This window comes from Limnohabitans sp. 2KL-17 (genome assembly GCF_003063415.1).
GTDB lineage: Bacteria > Pseudomonadota > Gammaproteobacteria > Burkholderiales > Burkholderiaceae_C > Limnohabitans_A.
Window position 1 is genome coordinate 1 of sequence record NZ_NESK01000014.1, and the last position, 24,099, is coordinate 24,099.

The following is a 24,099-nucleotide window of genomic DNA, read 5'->3' on the forward strand; positions in this document are numbered from 1 at the left end:
CCCTAACCAGGTCTGGACGGGAGACATCACCTATATCGCCACCGACGAGGGCTGGTTTGTACTTGGCAGCAGTGATAGACCTGTTCAGCCGACAGGTGGTGGGCTGGAGCATGCAGCCTCACATGCAGAGCAGCCTGGTGACAGACGCGTTAAAGATGGCATGGTTCCGGCGTCAGCCAGCGCCAGGCCTGATCTTCCATTCGGACCGAGGCAGCCAATACTGCGGGCATGAGTTCCAGGGCACGCTGGCGGGTTACAAAATGAGAAGTTCCATGAGCCGCAAGGGAAACTGCTGGGACAACGCACCTACGGAGAGTCTGTGGGGTCGCTTGAAGGTGGGCAGGCTGTACGGACAGAGGTTTGCAACCCGCAGGCAGGCAATGGATGAGGTGATTGACTGGCTGACGTTCTACAACCACCGGCGGTTGCACTCCACGTTGGGCTACGTCAGTCCGATGCAGTTTGAAAAACGCTGGGACGCGGCACAGCAATTGAAGGCCGCATAATGAAGTGGCTAAGCAGTACGTCAAACAGGGGCAGGTTCAGGGTACAGGTGGCCCCACCCTCTGCGCGTGTTTGTTGCAGTGCGGTAATATTCACATCCAGCCGGTTTGACGCCTTTGTCCAGGGCTGGATGACCGCGTTTTTGAACGCATTTGACCGCGCCACCCCCATGAATGCACCCACCACGCTCCAACATTTGATGCAAGCCGACGCCGATGCGCCGCGCCTGCGCGAGATTCCTTACAATTACACGAGCTTCTCTGACCGTGAAATCGTGGTGCGTTTGCTGGGCGAGCCAGCCTGGGACTTGTTGAACCAGTTGCGCCAGGAGCGCGGAACAGGCCGTTCGGCCCGCATGCTCTACGAAGTGTTGGGTGACATCTGGGTGGTCGAGCGCAACCCTTATTTGCAAGACGACCTGCTGGACAACCCGGCCCGTCGCAAGCTGCTGGTGGACGCGATGCAGCACCGTCTGGGCGAGGTGCAAAAGCGCCGCACCCCCGGCGCTGACGAGGCCCGTGACGCGCTGGTGGGCCAATTGTTGGCAATGGCAAGCCATGCCGTGGCGCAATTCGGCCAGCGATTTATCCGCATGGCCAAGCTGCGCAGCCAGGTGCAAAAGACCCTGGGGCGCCTGACGGCAAAGGACAACATCAAGTTTGACGGGCTCTCACGCGTGAGCCATGTGACCGATGCGACCGACTGGCGTGTGGAATACCCCTTTGTGGTGCTGACCCCTGACACCGAGACCGAAATGGCCGGGCTGGTCAAGGGCTGCATCGATCTGGGCCTGACCATCGTGCCTCGGGGCGGCGGCACGGGTTACACCGGTGGCGCGATTCCCCTGACCTGGAAGAGTGCGGTGATGAACACCGAAAAACTCGAGGCCATGACCGAGGTCGAGATGGTCGACCTGCCCGGTATTGGCCACAAGATCCCGACCATCTGGACCGAAGCCGGTGTGGTCACCCAGCGCGTGGCCGATGCGGCCGAGCGCGGTGGTTTTGTCTTTGCGGTGGACCCGACCTCAGCTGAAGCCAGCTGCATTGGCGGCAACATCGCCATGAACGCAGGTGGCAAAAAAGCTGTGCTGTGGGGCACCGCACTCGATAACCTGGCCAGCTGGCGCATGGTCACGCCCGATGCCGAATGGCTGGACGTGGTGCGCATGGACCACAACATGGGCAAGATCCACGACGCCGAAGTCGTCACCTTCGAGCTGCGCTATTTCAAGGCCGATGGCAAGACCCCGATCCGCACCGAAACTTTGGTCATTCCGGGCAAGACTTTCCGCAAGGAAGGGCTGGGCAAGGACGTCACCGACAAGTTCTTGTCAGGCCTGCCAGGTATCCAAAAAGAAGGCTGTGACGGCCTGATCACCAGCGCCCGCTGGGTGATGCACCGCATGCCCACGCACACCCGCACCGTTTGCATGGAGTTTTTTGGCCATGCCCGCGAAGCGGTGCCCAGCATCGTCGAGATCAAGGATTTCATGTTTGCCGAGCAAAAACGCACCGGCACCGTGATGGCGGGCCTGGAGCATCTGGACGACCGCTATTTGCGTGCCGTGGGTTATTCCACCAAGAGCAAGCGCGGCGGTTTCCCCAAGATGGTGTTGATCGGTGACATTGCCGGGGACAATGCCGACGACGTGGCCAAGGCGACCAGCGAGATCGTGCGCATTGCCAACTCGCGCAGTGGCGAAGGCTTCATCGCCATCAGCCCCGAAGCCCGCAAAAAGTTCTGGTTGGACCGCAAAAAAACCGCCGCCATTTCGCGCCACACCAACGCCTTCAAAGTCAACGAAGACGTGGTGATTCCGCTGCCTCGCATGGCCGAGTACACCGACGGCATCGAGCGCATCAACATCGAGCTGAGCCTGCGCAACAAGCTCAAGCTGTGCCGCGAAATCGAAGCTTTCTTAGAGCGGGGCAACCTGCCGCTGGGCAAACAAGACGACGCCAGTGACATCCCATCGGCCGAGTTGCTGGAAGACCGCGTGGCGCAAGCCTTGGCGGTGGTGCGCGAGGTGCGTGCACAGTGGCAAGGCTGGTTGAACGATGTCGACGCGCTGTTTCCTCAACTGCAAGAGCACAGCCTGCGGGCCAGCTGGAAGACACAAATTCGCCCGGCGTTCCAGAACATCTTCTCCGGCTCGGCGTTTTTGCCGATCCTCAACGAGGTCAATGCCATTCACCAGCGCGTGCTCAAAGGCCGCGTGTGGGTGGCGCTGCACATGCACGCGGGTGACGGCAATGTGCACACCAACATCCCGGTCAACTCCGACAACTACGAAATGCTGCAAACCGCGCACGAGGCGGTGGCCCGCATCATGGTGCTGGCCCGCAGTCTGGACGGCGTGATCTCGGGCGAGCACGGCATTGGCATCACCAAGCTGGAGTTTTTGACCGACGCCGAGTTGGCCAACTTCACCGCCTACAAAGCCAAAGTGGACCCCGAAGGTCGCTTCAACAAAGGCAAGCTGCTGCGCGGCGCGGCCCTCACGGGCCTGGGCGACGATGTGCATGCGGCCGATTTGACGCACGCCTACACCCCCAGCTTTGGCCTGATGGGCCACGAGTCGCTGATCATGCAGCAGTCCGACATTGGCGCGATTGCCGCCAGCGTGAAGGATTGCTTGCGCTGCGGCAAGTGCAAGCCCGTGTGCGCCACGCATGTGCCGCGTGCCAATTTGCTTTACAGCCCACGCAACAAGATTTTGGCGACCTCCTTGCTGGTCGAGGCTTTCCTCTATGAAGAGCAAACACGCCGTGGGATCTCGATCAAGCATTGGCAAGAGTTTGAAGACGTGGCCGACCATTGCACCGTGTGCCACAAGTGCCTGACGCCTTGCCCGGTGAATATTGACTTTGGTGATGTGTCGATGAACATGCGTAACTTGCTGCGCAAGATGGGGAAAAAGAGCTTCCGTCCAGCGGCTGAGTTCCAGTCTTGGTTCATTGGCACGGCCAGTCCGAATGCGATTGCATTGGGTCAAGCTTTGACCAAAATCAGCTTCAAGGCTCAGCGCTTGGGTAACCGCGTATTGAATGTTTTTGCGCGGCAACAAACCAAAACCCCCCCCGCAACGGTGGGTCAGCCGCCCATCAAAGAGCAGGTGATTCACTTCATCAACAAAAAGATGCCTGGAGGCTTGCCCAAAAAGGGCGCTCGCGCTTTGCTCGACATTGAAGACAAAGATTACGTGCCCATCATCCGTGATCCCAAAACCACGAGTGCTGAGACCGAAGCGGTGTTTTATTTCCCGGGTTGTGGTTCGGAGCGCCTGTTCAGTCAGGTGGGTTTGGCCACCCAGGCCATGCTCTGGCATGCCGGAGTGCAGACCGTGCTGCCACCCGGTTATTTGTGCTGCGGTTACCCGCAAAAAGGATCTGGCCAGTTCGACAAGGCCGAGAAGATCATCACCGACAACCGCGTGCTTTTCCACCGCGTTGCCAACACACTCAACTACTTGGACATTAAGACGGTGGTGGTGAGCTGCGGCACCTGTTATGACCAGCTTCAGGGTTACGAGTTCGACAAGATCTTCCCCGGTTGCCGCATTGTGGACATCCACGAGTACTTGCTCGAAAAAGGCATCAAGCTTGAATCGCAAGGTGCTTACCTTTACCACGACCCTTGCCACAGTCCGATGAAGCTGCAAGCACCCATGAAAACCGTCACCGCACTGTTGGGCGATGGTGTCTTGGAAAGCACGCGTTGCTGCGGTGAAAGTGGAGGCTTGGCCACATCGCGCCCTGATATTTCGACACAGATTCGTTTCCGAAAAGAAGAGGAAATTCGAAAAGGCGAAGTTGCTTTGCGTCAGTCCGGTGCGGTCAAGGCCGACGAGAACGTCAAAATTCTCACATCCTGCCCGAGCTGTTTGATGGGGTTGAACCGTTACCAAGACGACCTGCAAAACGGCCTGCTCGAAGCCGATTACATCGTGGTCGAAATGGCCAAACATATCTTGGGCGAAGAATGGATGCCCGAGTACGTGAATGCGGCCAATGCAGGCGGCATCGAGCGCGTGTTGGTCTAAGCCCAAAGCGCAAACCGACAGGAACATTTCGAAAGCACAACATGGCCGGATTGAAAAAAGACATGCCCCACCCCGAGTCGCTGACCCTGCACGGTCAAACCCGGGTGCTGGAGATCGGATTTTCTGACGGTGCGCAATTTCGCATCCCGTTTGAGTTGATGCGCGTGTACTCGCCCTCGGCCGAGGTGCAGGGCCATGGCCCCGGCCAGGAAGTGCTGCAAACCGGTAAGCGCGAGGTGGGTATCGTCGAAATCGAACCCGTGGGCAATTACGCCGTGAAACCGACCTTCACCGACGGGCACGAGTCGGGCCTGTTCACCTGGGAATACCTGTACTTTCTGGGCGACCAGCAAGATGCCTTGTGGAAACAGTACGAAGACCGTTTGCAAGCCGCAGGCATGAGCCGTGACGCGCCCATGATCGAAGCCTCGGCGGGCGGCAGTTGTGGGCACAAGCATTGAAGGCCAAGCCATGAGCAGCACGCATTTCGGTTTCAAGACCGTCGATGAAAAAGAAAAAGCCCGGCACGTTCGTGGCGTGTTTGATTCGGTGGCGTCCAAATACGATGTCATGAACGACCTGATGTCCATGGGTCTGCACCGCGTCTGGAAGGCTTACACCGTGCAGGTGGCCAACCTGAAAGAGGGCGACCAGGTGCTGGACATCGCTGGCGGCACGGGCGACCTGGCGATGGCCTTTGCGAAAAAAGTTGGGGCCACGGGCCGCGTGGTGCACACCGACATCAACGAGGCCATGCTGTCCACCGGACGCGATCGCCTGGTGGACCACGGCCTGGCCTTGCCCACACTGGTGTGTGACGCCGAGAAGCTGCCTTTCCCCGACAAGCATTTCGATTTGGTCAGCGTGGCCTTTGGCCTGCGCAACATGACCCACAAGGAGATAGCGCTTAAAGAAATGTGCCGTGTGCTCAAGCCTGGCGGTAAATTGCTGGTGCTGGAATTTTCCAAAGTGGCCAAGCCACTGGAAAAAATGTACGACTGGTACAGCTTCAACATCCTGCCTCAATTGGGCAAGCTGGTCGCAGGGGACGCGGACAGTTACCGTTACTTGGCTGAATCCATCCGGATGCACCCTGGTCAGGAGGAGTTGAAAAGCCTTATGAAAAATAGCGGATTCGGGCATGTGGATTTTCACAACTTGTCGGCAGGGGTGGTAGCCTTGCACGCAGGCATCAAATGTTGATGCCCACAAACTGAATTACGGACCTGAGTTGGAGACACCATGAACAAATTGATGACACTGATGCTCGCAGGCGTATTGGCCTTGGGCAGCCTCAATGCAGAAGCCGCTCGGCGCATGGGCGGTGGCAAATCCGTTGGGCAGCAATCGAACCAGGTCACCAAGCGTGATGCAGCGCCTCAGACACCTGCTGCACCGGCCCAAAATGCTGCTCCTGCCAATGCCGCCAAGCCTGGTGCAGCAGCGCCTGCCGCTGCCGCACCCAAGAAGCCTTGGGGTGCCATGTTGGGCGGTCTTGCCGCTGGTTTGGGCTTGGCCTGGTTGGCCCATTCGCTGGGTATGGGTGAGGCCTTCGGCAACATTCTGATGTTCCTTTTGATCGGTGTGGCTGTGATGGCTGCGATTGGGCTGTTCATGCGCTCACGCCGCAATGCGGCCGCCGGAAACCAGGGCGGTTTTGCTTACCAGGGCGCTGGCTCGTCGGCAGATCAACCTGCCTCGATGAAGCAATACAACCCTGAGAAAGTCGGTAACGACGCTTCAGCCCGGCCTTGGGAGTCGCAAAACACCCGTTTTGACAGTTCGGCTGTCGACGCCAGCAACGGCTCCATGATCGGCGCGGCCTTGGGGGGCAGCCAAACCTGGGGGATCCCAGCCGGTTTCGATGTGGAGAGCTTCATCACAGCAGCCAAACGCAATTTTGTGACTTTGCAAGATGCTTGGGACCGTTCAGACATTGCTGCTTTGCGTTCCATGATGACCGACACCATGGTCATGGAAATCCGCAACCAACTCAGCGAGCGCGAAAGCCAGTTCCCTGGGCAACCCAACAAGACCGAAGTGGTCATGCTCGAAGCCCAACTCCTGGGCATTGAAGAGCAGGCCGATACCTATCTGGCCAGTGTCGAGTTCAACGGCATGATCCGTGAAGACGCAGCTGCAGGTCCGAGTGCTTTCCGCGAAGTCTGGAACATGACCAAATCCAAACAAGGTGGCGGCTGGCTCGTTGCCGGCGTGCAAGCGCTGGCATAAAGACCGGCTCCACTGGGGGGCCTGTACTTTCGGGAATAATCGGGGACTATGGCAACACAGTCCCCTTTTTCTTGGGCCGCTCAGGCGCTGCCCCAAATGGCCACTCGCTTGGCCACCGATTTTCAACCCCCTGCCTGGGTGGTTGACGAGTCCGTCAACCGCCTTGTCTCGTTTCTCAACCATGTGTTGATGAGTGAACCCGAGGCCCTGGCCCGTCTGGCCAGGCAAAAAGGCCAACGCATTGAACTGGTCTGGGAACGAGTTCATCTTCAGCTGTCGCCCACCCCGGCAGGCCTGCTGGAGCGCGGCCATTTCGATGGCTTCGACCTGCGCCTGACCGTGACTGAACAGTCGCCCATCTCCCTCGCCTCGTCCTTGGCCCGTGGCGACAAACCCAAGGTCCGCATCGAAGGCGATGTGCAACTGGCCGCTGAAGTCAACTGGTTGATCGACCATGTTCGCTGGGATGCCGAAGAAGACCTGGCACGTTTGATTGGCGATGCTGCAGCCCACACCTTGGCTCAGACAGCGCACAAAGCCTTGGAGGCCTTGCGTGGCTTTGTGGCACGCCGCCCGGGTGCTGACCTTCGCCGCGGTAGCGCAGCATGATGCGCTGGGGTCGCTTCGGACGGGGTACATTCATTGTCTTCATCGTCTTGCGCTACGGCCTTGACGAGTTGGTGCTGTCAAGCTTTCAAAAACCCTGGATTCGCATGCTTGCCCGAGTGCTATCGGTGGGCCGCGACCTGCGCTCACCGCGCGCTGTGCGCCTGAGGGAAGCCTTGGAGCGTCTGGGTCCGATTTTTGTGAAGTTTGGCCAGGTGCTGTCTACCCGGCGTGATCTTCTGCCTTGGGACATTGCCGAAGAGCTTGCCAAGTTGCAAGACCGCGTGCCCCCCTTCAGTTCCGACATTGCCGTGGCGACCATCGAGCGTGCTTTTGGCAAACCGGTGGACGAAATATTCGAAACCTTTGAGCGCCAGCCTGTGGCCAGCGCTTCCATTGCGCAGGTGCACTTTGCCACCTTGCGGGGTAAAACAGGCCATGTCCGTGAAGTGGCTATAAAGGTGTTGCGCCCGGACATGCTGCCAGTGATTCAGAAAGACCTCAGCCTGATGCGCATGATGGCCGGTTGGGTCGAGAGCCTGAGCGCCGATGGCAAACGCCTCAAACCGCGTGAGGTGGTGGCCGAATTCGACAAATACCTGAACGATGAGCTCGACCTGGTGCGTGAAGCGGCCAATGCCGCACAGTTGCGCCGCAATATGCAGGGCCTGGAGTTGGTGCTGATTCCTGAAATGATCTGGGACTTCTGCCAGCCCGAGGTCATTGTGATGGAGCGCATGAATGGCTTGCCGATCAGCCAAGTGGACCGCCTGCGTGAAGCCGGTGTGGACATTCCCAAGCTGGCCCGTGACGGCGTGACGCTGTTTTTTACCCAGGTGTTTCGCGATGGTTTTTTCCACGCCGACATGCACCCGGGCAATATCCAGGTCAGCCTGACACCAGAAACCTTCGGACGCTACATTTCCCTCGACTTCGGCATTGTGGGCACACTGACTGAATACGACAAAGAATACCTGGCGCAAAATTTCACAGCCTTTTTCCGGCGCGACTACAAGCGCGTGGCCGAGCTTCACATCGAATCGGGCTGGGTGCCTGCCGACACCCGCGTGGACGAACTCGAATCGGCCATTCGCGCGGTGTGCGAACCTTACTTTGACCGGCCCTTGAAAGAGATCTCGCTGGGCATGGTGCTGATGCGTTTGTTCCAGACCTCACGCCGATTCCAGGTGGAGATTCAGCCCCAATTGGTGTTGTTGCAAAAAACCCTGCTCAACATCGAAGGTCTGGGCCGCCAGCTGGACCCCGAACTGGATTTGTGGAGCACCGCCAAGCCATTCCTGGAAAAGTGGATGCTGGATCAAATTGGCCCCAAAAAATTGCTCGAGCAATTGAAAGACCAGGCCCCGCATTACGCCAAACTGCTGCCGCAATTGCCACGCTTGCTGCACGACTACCTCAAGCAGCCGCGCCAAAACGATGCACGGCAGATCGAGCAGCTGCTGGCCGAGCAGCGGCGCACCAACAAGTTGCTGCAAACCCTGATTTACACCGGGCTTGGCTTTGTGGTCTCCTTGCTCGTTTTGCAGGTGGGCTTGCACCTGCAACTCTTCGCCTGAACTTGATATCTGAAGGAGCCGCAGGTGCTGCTGACTTTTGTGATCGCTTACTTGGCCGTGACCATCGGCATTGGTTTGTTGGCTGCACGCCGGGTCCATGGGGCCAAGGATTACCTGGTAGCGGGTCGAAGTTTGCCGCTGTACATGAACGTGGCCACCGTGTTTGCCACCTGGTTCGGGGCCGAAACCGTCCTGTCGGTGTCGGCCACCTTTGCCAAGGATGGCCTGAACGGTATCCCCGGTGACCCGTTTGGTGCCACCGTCTGCCTGGTGCTGGCCGCCTTGCTCTTTGCCAAACTTTTTTACCGCCTGAATCTGCTAACCATTGGCGACTTTTACAAGGTGCGCTACGGCAAGTCGGTGGAAGTGCTCACCAGTGTGGCGATTGTGTTGTCTTACCTGGGCTGGACCTCGGCGCAATTGACAGCGCTGGGCCTGGTCATCCATGTGCTGTCGTCAGGGGCCATTGACCTGAACTACGCCATCATGATGGGCGCGGCCGTAGTGCTGGTCTACACCGTGTTTGGCGGCATGTGGTCGGTGGCCTTCACCGACTTGTTCCAGACGGTGATCATTGTGGTCGGCCTGGTTCTCGTGGCCACCCTGGTGGGTGGCAATGCCGGAGGTTTTGACAAGGTGGTGGCGCAAGCGGCGGCCGATGGCAAGTTCGACATGTTCCCGGCCGACATGGATGCCGCCGCCTGGTGGGCCATGGCCGGTGCTTTCTTTGCGTTTGCTTTTGGCTCGATCCCGCAGCAGGACGTGTTTCAGCGCATGACCAGTGCCAAGGACGAAAAAACCGCGGTGCGCGGCACCGTCATCGGGGCCTTGATGTACTTTGTGATCGCTTTCATTCCGCTGTACATTGCTTATGCGGCGCTGATCGCCCACCCCGAGCTCAAGGCCTTGTTCGAGTCGGAAGACGCCCGCGCCATCCAGCGCATCCTGCCCGATCTGGTGCTGGGCAAGATGCCCATTTGGGCGCAGATTTTGTTTTTTGGCGCTTTGCTCTCGGCCATCTTGTCTACCGCCAGTGGGGCCTTGCTGGCCCCCACGGCCACCTTCACCGAGAACGTTCCCAAGCCATTTGTGCCCCACATGAGCGACCGTCAGTTCCTGTTGCTGCTGCGTGTCATCTTGGTCACCTTCACCTCGTTTGCCTTGCTGTTTGCCCTCAACAGCACCAGCACCATGTACGAGATGGTGCAAAACGCCTACAACGTCACCTTGACCGGGGCCTTTGTGCCGCTGGTGGCCGGTGCTTTCTGGCGGCGGGCCAACACGCAGGGGGCCTTGTTCTCCGTGGTATTGGGTGTGGGCACCTGGCTGGTGTTCAACTTCCTGGCACCCGGAACCTTGGTGCCGGCCAACTTGCTGGGCTTGATGGCGTCCATCGTGGGCATGCTGCTAGGTTCTCTGGCCCCGACCGTGATTGCCAACCGCGGTCAGTCCCTGGCCAGCGCCTTGGGGCATGCCGCCCAAGACAGCGCCAGTCGTTGATCCACCGCAGTCACTGCCCTGGCTCACGCGGGCCCATGAAGGGGTTCAGCAATGGGCTCTGGGACCTGAAGGGCACTGCCGAGCCTATAATTGAAGGTTTTCTTGCATCACCTTCAAAGGCTCTTGACATGCCCATTTATGCTTACAAATGCAACGCCTGCGGCCATGCCAAGGATGTGCTGCAAAAAATGAGCGATGAACCCCTGACCGACTGCCCGGCTTGCGGTGCCCCCAAATTCAGCAAACAACTCACAGCCCCTGGTTTTCAGCTCAAGGGCACAGGCTGGTACGCCACGGACTTCAAGGGTGGTGGCGCCGCGCCAGCGGCCGCAGCAGTGGCCACAGATGCCGCTGCACCGGCCAGCTCTGACGCTGCCAGTGCCGGCTCTGCCGCTCCCGGTGCCAGCACGGGCACAACCGAATCCTCTGCTTCAGCCCCGGCGGCTGGCTGCGCGCCATCTTGCGCCTGCCATTGACCTTTCCACATTGATCGCCACCCCATGAAACACCGCAGCTTCAAACAGTATTTCGTCACCGGCTTGCTGGTTTGGCTGCCCATGGGCATCACCGTCTGGGTGATCATGTGGTTGGTCGGCATGCTCGACGCCATCTTTCTGGCGGTGCTGCATGCGGCCGACACCTTGATTCCTGGGATTCATGCCAGCGCCGAGTACCTGCGGGGCATCCCCGGTTTAGGCGTCGCCATTGTGGCCGTGTTCATTTTTGCAACGGGTGTTTTTGTGGCCAATATGTTTGGCCAATGGTGGTTGCGCAAATGGCACGGCATCATGAACCGCATTCCGGTGGTGCGCAGCATTTACACCAGCGTCAAGCAAGTGGCGGATACCTTGTTTTCGGGCAGTGGCAATGCATTTTCCAAAGCCTTGCTGGTGCAATACCCGCGCCAGGGTTCATGGACCATCGCCTTTCTGACCGGCACGCCCGGCGGTGAAGTGGCCAAGCACCTGGACCAGCCCATGGTGAGTGTTTATGTGCCCACCACGCCCAACCCGACTTCGGGCTTTTTCTTGATGATGCCCACAGCCGATGTGATCGAGCTCGACATGAGCGTCGACGACGCCCTCAAGTACATCATTTCCATGGGGGTGGTGGTGCCAGGCACACCTGTTCCCAAACCCCCGAAAACGGCCTTGGTTCCACCGCCATCTGCGTGATCCTGGCGCCTTTTTGCCCCCCTGTTTCTGCGAATCTAGAAAGTAAAACAACATGTCCATGCGTTCCCACTATTGCGGTCTGGTGACCGAAGCCCTGACCGGTCAAAACGTGAGCCTGTGCGGCTGGGTCAACCGTCGCCGTGACCATGGCGGGGTGATCTTCATCGACCTGCGCGACCGTGAAGGCTATGTGCAGGTGGTGTGCGACCCTGATCGTCCAGAGATGTTCAAAGTGGCAGAAGACGTGCGCAACGAGTTTTGTGTGCAGATCAAAGGCGTGGTGCGTACCCGCCCTGACGGCACAAGCAACGACAACATGAAAAGCGGCAAGATCGAGGTGTTGTGCCACGAGTTGATCGTGCTCAACCCATCCGTCACGCCACCCTTCCAGATCGACGAAGAAAACCTGTCCGAGACCACCCGCCTCACGCACCGCGTGTTGGACCTGCGCCGTCCGTACATGCAAAACAACCTGATGCTGCGTTACAAAGTGTCGATGGAAGTGCGCAAGTACCTCGATGAAAACGGCTTTGTCGACATTGAAACACCCATGCTCACCAAGAGCACGCCCGAAGGTGCCCGCGATTACCTGGTGCCCAGCCGTGTGCACGATGGCCATTTCTTCGCCTTGCCCCAGTCGCCTCAGTTGTTCAAGCAGTTGCTGATGGTGGCAGGCTACGACCGCTATTACCAGATCACCAAGTGCTTCCGCGACGAAGACTTGCGCGCTGACCGGCAGCCCGAATTCACCCAGATCGATATTGAAACCTCGTTCCTGACCGAAGAAGAAATCCGCGAGATGTTCCAGGGCATGATCAAAAGGGTTTTTCAGAAAACCATTGGCGTAGACTTGGGCGAGTTTCCGGTCATGACCTACCAAGACGCCATGCACATCTACGGTTCGGACAAGCCCGACCTGCGCGTGAAACTGCAGTTCACCGAAGTGACCGATGTCATGGGCGATGTGGACTTCAAAGTGTTCTCGGGCGCTGCCAACATGAAAGGCGGCCGCGTGGTCGCCCTGCGCGTGCCCAATGGCTCGGTCGAAGGCGGTGGTATCAGCCGTGGCGAGATCGACGCTTACACCGAGTTCGTCAAGATCTACGGCGCCAAGGGGCTGGCCTACATCCGCGTGAACGACCTGTCCAAAGGCCGTGAGGGCTTGCAGTCGCCCATCGTGAAGAACATTCACGACACCGCCCTGAACGCGGTGCTGGAGCGCAGTGGCGCCCAAAATGGCGACCTGATCTTCTTTGGCGCCGACAAGGAAAAGATCGTCAACGATGCCATAGGCGCCCTGCGAATCAAGATCGGTCACAGCGAGTTTGGCAAGAAAAATGGCCTGTTTGAGGACCGTTGGGCACCGATGTGGGTGGTGGACTTCCCGATGTTCGAATACGACGAAGATAACCAGCGCTACACCGCCGTGCACCACCCCTTCACCGCCCCCAAAGACGGCCACGAAGACTGGATGGTCACCGCCCCCGAAAAATGCATTTCCAAGGGCTACGACATGGTCTTGAACGGCTGGGAAATGGGCGGCGGTTCGGTGCGTATACACCGCGCGGACGTTCAGCAAAAAGTGTTTGACGCTTTAAAGATCAGCCCAGAAGAGGCCCAGCTCAAGTTCGGCTTTTTGCTCGACGCCCTGCAATACGGTGCACCACCCCACGGTGGTTTGGCCTTTGGTCTGGACCGCATCGTGACCCTGATGACCGGTGCCGAATCCATCCGTGATGTGATCGCTTTCCCCAAGACACAGCGTGCCCAGTGTCTGTTGACCCAGGCACCCAGCCCAGTGGATGAAAAGCAGTTGCGCGAATTGCACATTCGCTTGCGCACACCGGACGCTGTCAAAGCAGCCTGACCGGCGCGACACCACCCAGCCTAACGCCACCTTCGGGTGGCGTTGGTTTTTGTGCTGCCTGAACGCCTGAAACCTGAACACGGGTTTCGGGCGCAGCAACAGGGGCGATTCTGAAACGGTGCCGCAACCGCAACCGATGCAGGGGGTGCCGCGCAACGAGCGCGCACAAAAAAAGGCCTCGAGACCGAAGTCTGGAAGCCTTTGATGCTTGTACCCGGCATGAAGCTGGGCCAAAAATTGTGCAACGGCATCTCTGCCGTTGACGGGGTTTGCAGGGCTTAGTAGCCGCCGCGTCCGCCGCCACCACCGCCGTAGCCGCCACCGCCGGAGCGATCGCCACCACCACCGTAGCCGCCGCCACCGGAGCGACCACCGCCGCCGCCGCCGCCGTAGCCGCCACCGCCGGAGCGATCACCGCCACCGCCGTAACCGCCGCCACCACCACCACCGAAACCGCCGGTACGTGGAGGACGAGCTTCCATCGGACGGGCTTCGTTCACAGTGATGCTACGGCCGCCCAAGGACTGACCATTCATGCCGGCAATTGCGGCTTGCGCTTCGGCATCGCTGCCCATTTCAACAAAGCCAAAGCCTTTTGAGCGACCTGTGTCGCGTTCCATCATGACTTTTGCGCTGGTGATTGCGCCGAATTCGCCGAAAGCCTGTTGCAGGTCTTCATCGCGAACGGTGTACGGCAGGTTGCCGACGTAAAGTTTATTGCCCATGCGGGACTCCTGAAAAACACAAAAAACAAAGCGATGGGGTCCCGAAAGCACAACAAACCTGAAAAGTGCCGCCGTAGCGCGCGAAACTGACCGATCACCTGACTTGTGACGTATTTAAACGTGCACACGTGAGATTATGGGGCATAGACAGAAAAAAGGTTTTTTTTTGGATATCTGGCCACCCATCTGTTGTGTTTTGTGACAAAACTTGGGGTTTACCGGGGGAACTTGTCGTTTTTACACCTTGTTGCCCCGGTGGTGAATTTTGGTGGGGTTCTGTTGCTTGCGGGCTGTTGCAGCAATATGGCTTGTCGGTGCCGCTTAATTTGTCAGCAGTTAATGCGCTGCGCTCAGAGCTCCAGCAAGCTGGCCAGTACCAAGCCTTCAGGCGCTTCGTAGTCGGCCACGATCCAGGCACGGTCTGGCTGGCTGGCCGTATTTGTCAAAAAGTCCTTGATGAGGCGAATGGACACCTGGTCAAGCGAGACAAAGGGTTGGTCAAGCAAAGTAACGGCTGCGCCTGAGGCCAAGGCCGCGACCAGCATCACTTTGCGGCGACTGCCCGTGGACAGCATGTTCAGCCGTTTGTGGCGGTGTGACGTCATGTTGAGGGCTTCTGACAAGTCTTGTAGCAAGGCGTTGTTCCAGTGGGGGTAATGCGCTTGAAGCTTGTCCCAGCAGGCTTGCACCGTGGTTTCGTCATGTGCGGCGCCCTGTAGATCAAGCCAAAAGACGCCGCCGGGCGGTGTTTCTATGCTGCCGTTCAGTGGCAGCAAATCACCTGCCAACAGCCGCAGCAGGGTGGTTTTGCCGCAGCCTTCATCGCCACACACCCAATTCAGGCCCGCAGGCCAGGAAAAGCTCAAAGGTTCAAAGACCGCTTGACCACATGGACCGCCACTCAGATTGTGGGCTTGCAGCAAAAAAGACAAAGTGGGTGTGGATGGGGACGACATGGCTCAATCCTAACAAGGCCGGGGGTGCCTAAAATGTCCATGTGACTTCAATAATTTACAAAATTCCCCAATCCGTTTTGGTTGTGATCTACACACTCAGTGGCCAGGTCTTGCTGATTCGGCGCACCGACGTTGGCACCTGGCAATCCGTTACGGGCAGCAAGGACCACCTGGACGAAAGCTGGACCACCACCGCCGTGCGCGAGGTTCAAGAAGAAACCGGCATCAACGCCCTGCACCCTCAATGTCGGCTGGAAGACTGGCAGCTCGAAAACGTGTACGAGATTTACCCGGCCTGGCGCTGGCGCTACGATCCCCAGGTGAGTCACAACACCGAGCGTGTGTTCGGACTGAGCGTGCCTGAAGACACGCCTGTCACCCTCAGTCCCGCCGAGCACACTGACTGGCAATGGCTGCATTGGCAGGAGGCAGCAGACCATTGTTTTTCACCGTCCAATGCCGAGGCCATTTTGATGTTGCCCCGTTTTGAAAACCAGATTGGTCGCTGATGCCCCTGCGACAAGAGCATCCCATCCTGCGCGTGGCGACCTACAACATCCACAAAGGTGTGCAGGGGATGTGGCCCGCGCGGCGTCTGGAAATTCACAACCTGGCCCATGCGGTTGAGCAGCTCGATGCCGACATCGTGTGCTTGCAAGAGGTGCGCCTCATGCACCGCCTGGAAGAAAAATATTTCTCTCATTGGCCCAGCCAGCCGCAGGCCGATTACCTGGCCCCTGAAGGCTATGCGTCGGTCTATCGCACCAACGCCGTCACACGCCATGGTGAGCATGGCAATGCCTTGTTGTCGCGCTGGCCCGTGCTGTCGCACCAGCATCAGGATATTTCTGACCACCGATTCGAGCAACGCGGCATGTTGCACACCGAAGTCCAGGTGGTCGACCGTATGGTGCATGTGATCGTGGTGCACCTGGGGCTGGTGCCAGCCAGTCGGGTGCGCCAGCTGGCGCAGTTGCTGGCCTTTGTTGACCGGGTCATCCCTCCCCATTCGCCGGTTTTGGTGGCGGGCGATTTCAATGACTGGGGCACGGGCCTGGGGCGGCGCATGGCAGGGGCCGGTTTTCGCGAATGGCGAGAGCAGCCCACACCCACTTTCCCTTCGCGACTGCCCTTGAATCAGCTTGACCATGTCTATGCACGCGGCCTGACGCCGGTCCATGCGATGGCCCCGTCAGGGCGCATTTGGCAGCGCATGTCGGATCACTTGCCCCTGGTGGCCGAGTTTGCCTGGCCGGACTGAGCATGCGGCACAGCCCAGCCTTGCGCGACGGTCACCAGATCCGCTTGATCGAAGGTGGGCAAGCCTATTTTGAATCGTTGGTGGCGGCGCTGGAGCAGGCGCGCTCGCAAGTGCAGATCGAAACCTATATTTTTGACTTTCATGGCGCAGCCGCCATGGTGGCCGAGGCCTTGGAGCGGGCCGCTTTGCGGGGCCTGCGTGTTTGGGTGGTGGTGGACGGCGTGGGCACCCCTGGTCTGCCGCCCGAATGGCGTGAGCGTTTTGAACGTGCCGGCGTCGACTGGCGCGTGTACTCTCCCCTTGGCACTTGGGGCTTGTTGATCCCCAGCCGCTGGCGACGCCTGCACCGCAAACTGTGCGTGATCGATGGCCACCTGGCTTTTTGTGGCGGCATCAATATTCTGGACGACTGGTACGACCCGCACCATGGCGCCTTGCATCAGCCCCGGCTTGATTTTGCGGTTTGTGCACGTGGCGCTTTGGTGCAGCAAATGCAGGAAACGATGTCGCAGCTTTGGTGGCGCATTCAGGGCGTGCGCCATGCGAGGGAGCAACAGTTTCCCAAGGCTTTCAGCTCTTTCAGGGCGGCGGGTCTGCATTTGCCTTGGACGCGGCAAGATGCCCATGCCTTCGAAGCCCACTTGGTGGCCAAGGCCGGTTTGCTGCTGCGGGACAACGTCTTGAACCGCAGCCAAATCGAGCGTGCGTACCTGAAAGCGATTGGCCTTGCCCGGCATGAAATCGTCATTGCCAACGCTTATTTTTTGCCAGGCCGCCGTCTTCGAAAAGCCTTGATCCATGCCGCGCAAAGGGGCGTGCGGGTGCGCTTGCTGTTGCAGGGGCGCTATGAATACTTCATGCAATACCACGCAGCCCGCCCGGTTTATGGCGTGCTGCTGGCGGCGGGCATTGAAATCCATGAGTACAAGGCCAGTTTTTTGCATGCCAAAGTGGCCGTGATCGACCCGCACAATGAGCGGCCCTGGGCCACAGTGGGCTCATCCAATCTGGACCCGCTCAGCTTGCTGCTGGCGCGTGAGGCCAATGTGGTGGTGGCTGACAAAGCTTTTGCGCAACAGTTGTACCAGCGTTTGAGCATGGCCATTGAGCAACAAAGCACCCCGGTGGTGGCTGCGGTTTACACCCAAAGGCCCTGGCACCAAAGGCTGCGTGACCGGGTGGCGTTTGGTTTGATGCGTTTGGCCTTGTTTTTGACCGGTAACCGCTATTGACCCGTGAGCAACCCCCGCCCGACATGGGACTTATGTCGCAGGTGGCGCAGGGTCTTTAATCGCTGTTACGATTCCGACTATGTTTATAAATGCCCCAGACGCCATGACTGCATCTGCTGCCTCGCTTGAAGACGAAGGCGTTCCTGTTTCCGTGAAGATCCGCGAACGCATCCATGCATCCCGCAAACGCTTCCATGCCAACGACAACATTGCCGAGTTCATCCAGCCCGGCGAATTAGATAAGCTGCTGGATGAAGTCACGGCCAAGATGGCCGGTGTCCTCGACAGCTTGGTGATCGACACGGTGAACGACCACAACACCGGCGATACCGCCCGGCGTGTGGCCAAGATGTACCTGAAGGAAGTGTTCAAGGGCCGCTACACAGAAGGCCCCGAGATCACTGAATTCCCCAACGCCGAGCACCTCAATGAGTTGATGATCGTTGGCCCCATCACCGTGCGCAGTGCCTGCAGCCACCATTTTTGCCCAGTGATCGGCAAGATCTGGATCGGGATCATGCCCAACGAGCACACCAACGTGATTGGATTGTCCAAGTACGCCCGTCTGGCCGAATGGATCATGGGTCGGCCTCAGATCCAGGAAGAAGCCGTGGTGCAACTGGCTGACCTGATCCAGCGTAAAACCCAGCCCGATGGCCTAGCCATCGTCATGGAAGCCAGCCACTACTGCATGGGCTGGCGCGGCGTGAAAGACATGGATAGCAAGATGATCAATTCGGTCATGCGCGGTGCATTCCTCAAAGACGTCAATTTGCGTCGTGAATTTTTGGCCTTGATTCCCGGAAGGAGCTGATCCATGTTGGTACGCCTGCTTTACGCCAGCCGCACGGTTGATCCCCGGGTCGAAACCATCGATTCGATTTTGGCTCATTCCCGCCAGTTCAACCCCAGCACGGGCATCACCGGCATCCTGTGCTACGGTGGTGGTATCTTCTTGCAAGCCATCGAAGGCGGGCGCCAGGCGGTCAGCGATCTTTACGGTCATATCCAAAAAGACCCGCGCCACAAAGAAGTGGTCTTGCTGCATTACGAAGAAATTTCAGAGCGCCGCTTTGGTGGTTGGACCATGGGCCAGGTGGACACCTCTCGGGTCAATACCAACATCTTGCTCAAATATTCTGAGCGGGCCGAGCTAGACCCGTACAACGTGTCAGGCAAAGTCTCTCTGGCCTTGCTCGAAGAGTTGATGGCCACCGCTTCCATCATCGGGCGCGCTTAAAAACCCTCTCACCGCAAGCCCCGCAAGGGGCTTTTTCACGCCCATGCCCCTGAGTGCGCTTGCGTTGGTCGTTCTGGCAGGCTTGATCCATGCCTGCTGGAACATCGCCGCCAAAAAGGCCGGGGGCGATGTGCGCTTTGTCGGGTTCACTTCGGTGGTGATGATGGTGTTCTGGGCGCCCGTGGGTTTGTGGGCGGCCTGGCAACAGGCGCCGGCCTGGGGCCTGGTGGAGTGGGCGCTTGTGCTGGCCAGCGCCTTGTTGCACGTGGGTTACTTCATTGTTTTGTTGCGTGGCTACCGACAGGCCGATCTGACGGTGGTTTACCCGCTGGCGCGGGGCTCGGGGCCGTTGCTGTCATCGATGGTGGCCATTGTTTTTCTGGGTGAGGAAATTTCCTCGCTCGGCCTGGTGGGCATTTTGGGCGTGGTGGGCGGCGTGTTTTTGATTGCGGGCGGACCTGACCTTTGGAAAGCGGCGCACGAGCCGCATCGGAGGGCGAGGGTGCGCACTGGCATTTTTTATGGCGCCTTCACGGGTCTTTTCATTGCCAGCTACACCGTGGTCGATGGTTATGCCGTAAAGGTGGCGCTGATGTCGCCCATCCTGGTTGACTATTTGGGCAACCTGGTGCGCTTTGTGTTGTTGCTGCCGACGTTGCTGCGCGATCGCCCGGCGGTCTGGGCCCTGTGGCAGCAGCAGCGCCCCTACGCGCTGGTGGTTGGTATTTTCAGTCCGGTTTCTTATGTGCTGGTGCTTTATGCCATGCAGGTGGCACCACTGTCCCATGTGGCGCCGGCACGAGAAGTTTCCATGCTGTTTGCGGCCCTGCTGGGGGGGCACTTGCTGGGCGAAAAAGACCGGGGACTGCGGGTCGCTGGGGCCGCACTGATCGCATTGGGCGTGATGGCCCTGGGGGTGGGTTGACATGAACGCATCGCCATTGATCGGTTGCGATTTTTCCAGCAGCCCCTCCAAACGAAAACCCATCGTGCTGGCGCTGGGTCAGTCCCGCCAGGGCAGAGTCCAGTTGCAAGCGCTGCAAAGCTTTGAAACACTTGCAGCCTTTGGTAACTGGTTAACGCAGCCCGCCGATTGGGTGGGAGGTTTTGATTTGCCATTCGGCTTGCCGCGCGAGTTGGTCGAGACACTGGGCTGGCCCACCAATTGGGCTGCTTGCATGGACCATTACTGCGCGCTGGACCGCGCACACGTTCGTGACCAGTTTGCCGCCTTTTGCAACGCCCGCCCGGTGGGTGGAAAATTTGCGCACCGCGCTGCCGACAAACCCGCAGGTTCCAGCCCCTCCATGAAATGGGTAAACCCGCCCGTGGCCTACATGCTGCATGCCGGGGTGCCGTTGCTTAGGCAAGCGGGGGTGCATTTACCGGCTTTGCAAAATGGCGATCAGCGCCGCGTGGCGCTGGAAGCCTACCCTGGTTTATTGGCGCGCGAGGTGCTGGGCAACCGCAGCTACAAAAGCGATGACAAAGCCAAGCAAACCCCAGAGCGCCTGCTGGCCCGGCGTGAGTTGCTCGGTGCCCTTGAGCGAGGCGAGACCCGCTTAGGCCTGCGGCTGGTCGCCAGCAACGCGCTGCTGGGCCGCCTAGCTGATGACGCCAGCGGCGACGCACTCGATGCCACCTTGTGCCTGATGCAGGCGGCCTGGGCGCAACAACAGCACGCAGCCGGTCACCCGCAATACGGCTTGCCAGCGTGCGACCCTTTGGAAGGGTGGATTGTCACGGCTTGATCTGTGGGAGTCGCGTCCTCGCGACTCATAAATGGTGTCAGGTAAGTATGAGTGAGGGTGTTTGCCGTTCTGCCAAGCCCGAGGAGTCTTGTAATGTAATTGGTTGTGCAAAATTTTTAAGAAAGTGGCTGTGCTGATCACGGTTAACCTGACATTTGCCCAATGTTCAAGCATATTTGGCAATGCCACTTGCATTTGAGACAAAGAGCATTTGCTTCTGGATCGGGCAAAGCTCACTTGAAGATCATGATCCCGCTCGAACTCACGATACCAGCCAATTGGGGAATTTTCTCCCAGGTAACCTGACTGTCAGAAAGTCACACCAAGAGGCTTACCAAGCTTGGTACAGAGCAAGACCGCTTGGGTTCCGTCTTCGTTCAAATATACGAACCACCACAAATTCGACCAAGTGATTGTTTACACCCCGCCTTGGTTGTTTATTCGGCCGTGAGGCTTTTACGCCATCCGTAGCCCATGACCGGGTTGATCTTTGATGCGCTTCGTACTTGGAGACAATGAACACATATAGTTACAAAATTTTTTATTAAATAAATTTAATACATTAATATTGCCCCTGGAGGTTTCTTTCATCAGATAGCCTGACCCGGCAGTCGAAACTAAATTCGCTAAAGCGGGCGTCCCACTTATCACGTTAGCCGTCAACAATTGAACTTCGGTTCATCTCAAGTAGGAATTACATGAAGAAAATCTTGTCCGCATTGGCATTCATTGCTGTTGGTGCATCGGCAATAGGCGCAGAGATTACGGTTTTCATGAGCGTGGCGCAAAAGGAAGGGGTAGGTGCCCCTGTAGGCACCGTTCGCATTGTTGAAACTGCCTATGGGCTGGCCTTCTACCCAACGCTCAAGGCGCTGCCATCTGGGTTGCATGGATTCCATATCCACGAAAATCCGTCTTGCGCAGCAGCTGAAAAGGATGGTTTGATGGTTCCCGCATTGGCGGCGGGAGGTCATCTTGATCCCAAGGGAACGAAAAAGCACGGCGAGCCGTGGGCGGACGGGCATCTTGGCGATTTGCCATCTCTGTATGTGGCAGCTGACGGTACCGCAGTGAGTCCGGTGCATGGGCCGAGGTTGAGAATTGGCGACGTGAGAAATCGATCGCTGATGATTCACGCCGGTGGCGATAACCACGCCGATCACCCAATGCCCCTTGGAGGTGGCGGTGCCCGTGTAGCGTGCGGAGTGATCGACGGCTGACCCAGCAATCCAACGAACTTGCGCGAAAAGCCGAGCAGACTGGTCTGTTCGCTCATACCCAAGAGTTGCACCAATGAAGTCCCTCGAAACACTTTTCGCTCAAAAGTCATGTGCTAACAATGAACTGTTCAATGCATTGGCAGCCATCCCCGACGATGCGCACGCTGAAGCCATCACTAAAGCATCCGGACGCTTAATCACATCTTCGTGGTTGATCACATCTTTCGGGCGCACCTGTGTTGACAGCAGCACCATGACACGGCAACCAATACCAAAGAAAAGCCTGAACTCAGCCAGCTGCATTTCTCGGTGAGTGAAACAGATGCTTGGTACTTGCAATACGTCAAGCAATTACCGGCAAGCGAGATCGATCAGGTGATTCGATTCAGTTTCACCGATGGCGATACCGGAGAAATGACAAGAGAAAAAATGCTCCTCCATGTCATCACGCATGGCGCTTATCACTGGGGCAATGTGGAGCAAATACTCAAGTCCATTTCTGTGGCACCCCTGCGTGACCACCTCACCAAATATCTTCATATTTCTGAGCCAGAGAGAGGGTGGTAGACATGATGCACACTGCTGTTTTAGTCATTGACGTACAACAAGGTCTGTGCTAAGGCCCTGACGCCGCGCACGACTGCCCCGGCACGATTGCGCGCATCAACTCAGTCACGCACCGGGCACGCGCTGCGGGCACTCCGGTATTCTTCATTCAGCACGAGTCGAGCGCAGGCTATCTGGTGCACGGCAGCCGAGAGTGGCAATTGGCGACAGGCTTGCAGGTGCAGGCGGGCGATCGGCGCATTCGCAAGACGACACCAGACGCTTTCTCGCGCACAGAGCTGCACGAGGCTTTGCAAGCTCTGGGTGTCCAGAATTTGGTGGTTTGCGGCAGGCATACCGAGTTTTGTGTGGATACCACCACGCGCAAGGCTTTGGCGCTGGGCTATCCGGTGATGTTGGTGTCTGATGCGCACACCTCGGCAGGCAATGCGGCCATCGGCCCGCAACAGGTCATTGCGCACCACAACGCCACGCTGACCAACATCTCCAGCTTTGGCCCTAGGGCCAAGGCTATTGCGCACGATGCAGTTCGTTTTTTGGCAGATTGACCAGCGTCATGAGAATCTTGTCTTGAATGGTTGCACACCAGCATGCAAATAACCCAGCTCACCGTCGCACATGCAATGGCCTACAAGGCCTTGATGTTGTATGCCTACGAGCATGCGGCCGATGCATTCACGTCCACGCCTCAAGAGCGCGCATTGGAGCCGCACAGTTGGTGGCGCAGCCGCGTCGATGAGCCTTCAGGGCTGATATGGGTGTGGGGTGCTTTTGCAGGGGCTGAACTGGTGGGCACGGTGTCCGTCGAGTACACCGTAAGAACCAAAACACGCCACAAAGGTTTGATCGTTGCCATGTTTGTGCATGAAAATTTTCGTGGCCAAGGCCTGGCCCGAAAACTGATGTGTGCAGCTGTTGAGCATGGCATGGCACGCCAAGGCCTTCGCGTGCTACAGCTCGTAGTGACACAAGGCAATGCCCCCGCAGAGCATCTCTACCAAAGTCTGGGTTTTGAGTCTTTCGGGGTGGAGCCCATGGCTGTTTGTACGCCTGACGGATACCGATCCAAAGTTCACATGTGGTTGGATTTGACGTCAATGGGCGCTCGCATGAGTCAACCTTCTTGAACAGATCGCCATGAAGACCAAGAATCCCATCTTGTCCACGGCAGTCCGAGAAGCCGCTCGCCGCAGTGTCTTGTGCTGGCTGGCCACGGTGGACGCCGACGGTCAGCCCAATGTCTCACCCAAAGAAGTCTGGGCCATCGCGGACGAGCAGCATGTGGTGGTGGCTCATATCGCATCGCCTGTGACGGCACGCAACATCCGTCAGCAGCCGCAAGTGTGCCTGAGCTTTGTCGATGTGTGGGTGCAAAAGGGCTTCAAGCTGATCGGCACAGCCCATGAGGTCTGTGCCGATGACCAGGCCTTTGCAGCATGCGCCTCGCCCCTGTTGGCCATGGCGGGGCAGCGCTTTGTCATCCGCGTCACTTCCGTGGCCGCCATCTTGGCACCCGGCTATCAGTTTTTCCCGAATGAGACCAGCGAGACTTCGCAAATCGAAGGGGCCATGCGCACTTATGGTGTGCTGCCCATGGCCTGAGGCCGCAAGCGGACACGTCGCCACTGCACAAGCCGTTAC

The 24,099-nt window shown here is 58.2% G+C and carries 24 protein-coding genes and 2 pseudogenes; 23 read left to right on the top strand and 3 right to left on the bottom strand.

Going from position 1 to position 24,099, the window contains the following annotated elements; genetic code table 11:
• From B9Z45_RS08430 to aspS, 11 genes and pseudogenes are all read left to right on the top strand, one after another.
• Positions 1-506 (top strand): annotated as a pseudogene (locus B9Z45_RS08430) (IS3 family transposase); the annotation flags it as partial.
• Positions 507-673: 167 nt separating this feature from the next.
• A complete protein-coding gene (locus B9Z45_RS08435; protein ID WP_108406869.1) occupies positions 674-4,549 on the top strand; it encodes a DUF3683 domain-containing protein in 3,876 nt (1,291 codons plus the stop codon).
• 41 nt (positions 4,550-4,590) lie between these two features.
• On the top strand, positions 4,591-5,010 hold the full coding sequence (locus B9Z45_RS08440) for a gamma-butyrobetaine hydroxylase-like domain-containing protein (protein ID WP_108406792.1): 420 nt from the start codon (positions 4,591-4,593) through the stop codon (positions 5,008-5,010).
• A gap of 10 nt (positions 5,011-5,020) precedes the next feature.
• Entirely contained in the window at positions 5,021-5,752 is a 732-nt protein-coding gene (ubiE, locus tag B9Z45_RS08445; protein WP_108406793.1) for a bifunctional demethylmenaquinone methyltransferase/2-methoxy-6-polyprenyl-1,4-benzoquinol methylase UbiE, read from the top strand.
• A 39-nt stretch (positions 5,753-5,791) separates the two neighbouring features.
• The gene (locus tag B9Z45_RS08450; RefSeq protein ID WP_108406794.1) at positions 5,792-6,781 is read left to right on the top strand and encodes a Tim44 domain-containing protein; all 990 of its coding nucleotides are present in this window, start codon (positions 5,792-5,794) and stop codon (positions 6,779-6,781) included.
• A gap of 96 nt (positions 6,782-6,877) precedes the next feature.
• The gene (locus B9Z45_RS08455) at positions 6,878-7,390 is read left to right on the top strand and encodes a hypothetical protein (RefSeq protein ID WP_233252132.1); all 513 of its coding nucleotides are present in this window, start codon (positions 6,878-6,880) and stop codon (positions 7,388-7,390) included.
• Complete coding sequence (gene ubiB / locus B9Z45_RS08460) at positions 7,387-8,964, top strand: ubiquinone biosynthesis regulatory protein kinase UbiB (protein ID WP_370445821.1); 1,578 nt, start codon at positions 7,387-7,389, stop codon at positions 8,962-8,964. The genes B9Z45_RS08455 and ubiB overlap by 4 nt, the downstream gene beginning before the upstream one ends.
• Before the next feature lie 24 nt (positions 8,965-8,988).
• Positions 8,989-10,464, top strand: a complete 1,476-nt coding sequence (locus B9Z45_RS08465; protein WP_108406796.1) for a sodium:solute symporter family protein — start codon at positions 8,989-8,991, stop codon at positions 10,462-10,464.
• A gap of 128 nt (positions 10,465-10,592) precedes the next feature.
• Entirely contained in the window at positions 10,593-10,940 is a 348-nt protein-coding gene (locus B9Z45_RS08470) for an FmdB family zinc ribbon protein (protein ID WP_108406797.1), read from the top strand.
• 24 nt (positions 10,941-10,964) lie between these two features.
• Positions 10,965-11,639, top strand: a complete 675-nt coding sequence (locus B9Z45_RS08475; RefSeq protein ID WP_108406798.1) for a DUF502 domain-containing protein — start codon at positions 10,965-10,967, stop codon at positions 11,637-11,639.
• A 52-nt stretch (positions 11,640-11,691) separates the two neighbouring features.
• On the top strand, positions 11,692-13,506 hold the full coding sequence (aspS, locus tag B9Z45_RS08480) for an aspartate--tRNA ligase (protein WP_108406799.1): 1,815 nt from the start codon (positions 11,692-11,694) through the stop codon (positions 13,504-13,506).
• Positions 13,507-13,784: 278 nt separating this feature from the next.
• Here the strand turns inward: aspS and B9Z45_RS08485 are convergent, their stop codons facing one another.
• Together B9Z45_RS08485 and B9Z45_RS08490 are read right to left on the bottom strand one after the other, a co-directional pair.
• Positions 13,785-14,231, bottom strand: a complete 447-nt coding sequence (locus B9Z45_RS08485; RefSeq protein ID WP_108406800.1) for an RNA-binding protein — start codon at positions 14,229-14,231, stop codon at positions 13,785-13,787.
• A gap of 350 nt (positions 14,232-14,581) precedes the next feature.
• Positions 14,582-15,187 carry an ATP-binding cassette domain-containing protein gene (locus B9Z45_RS08490; RefSeq protein WP_108406801.1) on the bottom strand — a complete coding sequence of 202 codons (606 nt, stop codon included), beginning with the start codon at positions 15,185-15,187 and terminating at the stop codon, positions 14,582-14,584.
• A gap of 53 nt (positions 15,188-15,240) precedes the next feature.
• On the opposite strand from B9Z45_RS08490, the gene nudB reads away from it, so the two are divergent.
• From nudB to sodC, 8 genes are all read left to right on the top strand, one after another.
• Positions 15,241-15,696 (top strand): dihydroneopterin triphosphate diphosphatase, encoded by a 456-nt coding sequence (gene nudB / locus B9Z45_RS08495; RefSeq protein ID WP_108406871.1) that lies wholly within the window; start codon positions 15,241-15,243, stop codon positions 15,694-15,696.
• Positions 15,696-16,448 carry an endonuclease/exonuclease/phosphatase family protein gene (locus tag B9Z45_RS08500; protein ID WP_108406802.1) on the top strand — a complete coding sequence of 251 codons (753 nt, stop codon included), beginning with the start codon at positions 15,696-15,698 and terminating at the stop codon, positions 16,446-16,448. The genes nudB and B9Z45_RS08500 overlap by 1 nt, the downstream gene beginning before the upstream one ends.
• A 2-nt stretch (positions 16,449-16,450) precedes the next feature.
• The gene (gene clsB, locus B9Z45_RS08505; RefSeq protein WP_108406803.1) at positions 16,451-17,680 is read left to right on the top strand and encodes a cardiolipin synthase ClsB; all 1,230 of its coding nucleotides are present in this window, start codon (positions 16,451-16,453) and stop codon (positions 17,678-17,680) included.
• A 103-nt stretch (positions 17,681-17,783) separates the two neighbouring features.
• Positions 17,784-18,494, top strand: a complete 711-nt coding sequence (folE, locus tag B9Z45_RS08510; protein WP_233252133.1) for a GTP cyclohydrolase I — start codon at positions 17,784-17,786, stop codon at positions 18,492-18,494.
• Between the two features lie 3 nt (positions 18,495-18,497).
• On the top strand, positions 18,498-18,920 hold the full coding sequence (locus B9Z45_RS08515) for a BLUF domain-containing protein (protein ID WP_108406805.1): 423 nt from the start codon (positions 18,498-18,500) through the stop codon (positions 18,918-18,920).
• A 43-nt stretch (positions 18,921-18,963) separates the two neighbouring features.
• On the top strand, positions 18,964-19,845 hold the full coding sequence (locus tag B9Z45_RS08520) for an EamA family transporter (RefSeq protein ID WP_108406806.1): 882 nt from the start codon (positions 18,964-18,966) through the stop codon (positions 19,843-19,845).
• A gap of 1 nt (position 19,846) precedes the next feature.
• Entirely contained in the window at positions 19,847-20,671 is an 825-nt protein-coding gene (locus B9Z45_RS08525; protein WP_108406807.1) for a DUF429 domain-containing protein, read from the top strand.
• A gap of 698 nt (positions 20,672-21,369) precedes the next feature.
• On the top strand, positions 21,370-21,891 hold the full coding sequence (sodC, locus tag B9Z45_RS08530; RefSeq protein WP_108406808.1) for a superoxide dismutase family protein: 522 nt from the start codon (positions 21,370-21,372) through the stop codon (positions 21,889-21,891).
• Positions 21,892-21,990: 99 nt separating this feature from the next.
• On the opposite strand, the gene B9Z45_RS17360 is transcribed toward sodC, so the two are convergent.
• Positions 21,991-22,194, bottom strand: a complete 204-nt coding sequence (locus tag B9Z45_RS17360) for a hypothetical protein (protein WP_233252134.1) — start codon at positions 22,192-22,194, stop codon at positions 21,991-21,993.
• A gap of 6 nt (positions 22,195-22,200) precedes the next feature.
• On the opposite strand from B9Z45_RS17360, the gene B9Z45_RS17365 reads away from it, so the two are divergent.
• The 4 genes and pseudogenes from B9Z45_RS17365 (at position 22,201) to B9Z45_RS08550 (ending at position 24,060) form a co-directional block, all read left to right on the top strand.
• On the top strand, positions 22,201-22,458 hold the full coding sequence (locus tag B9Z45_RS17365; RefSeq protein WP_233252135.1) for a DinB family protein: 258 nt from the start codon (positions 22,201-22,203) through the stop codon (positions 22,456-22,458).
• A 71-nt stretch (positions 22,459-22,529) separates the two neighbouring features.
• Positions 22,530-23,006 (top strand): annotated as a pseudogene (locus B9Z45_RS08540) (isochorismatase family protein); the annotation flags it as partial.
• A gap of 42 nt (positions 23,007-23,048) precedes the next feature.
• Complete coding sequence (locus B9Z45_RS08545; protein ID WP_108406809.1) at positions 23,049-23,585, top strand: GNAT family N-acetyltransferase; 537 nt, start codon at positions 23,049-23,051, stop codon at positions 23,583-23,585.
• A gap of 10 nt (positions 23,586-23,595) precedes the next feature.
• On the top strand, positions 23,596-24,060 hold the full coding sequence (locus B9Z45_RS08550) for a pyridoxamine 5'-phosphate oxidase family protein (protein WP_108406810.1): 465 nt from the start codon (positions 23,596-23,598) through the stop codon (positions 24,058-24,060).
• The last annotated feature ends 39 nt before the right edge of the window (positions 24,061-24,099 follow it).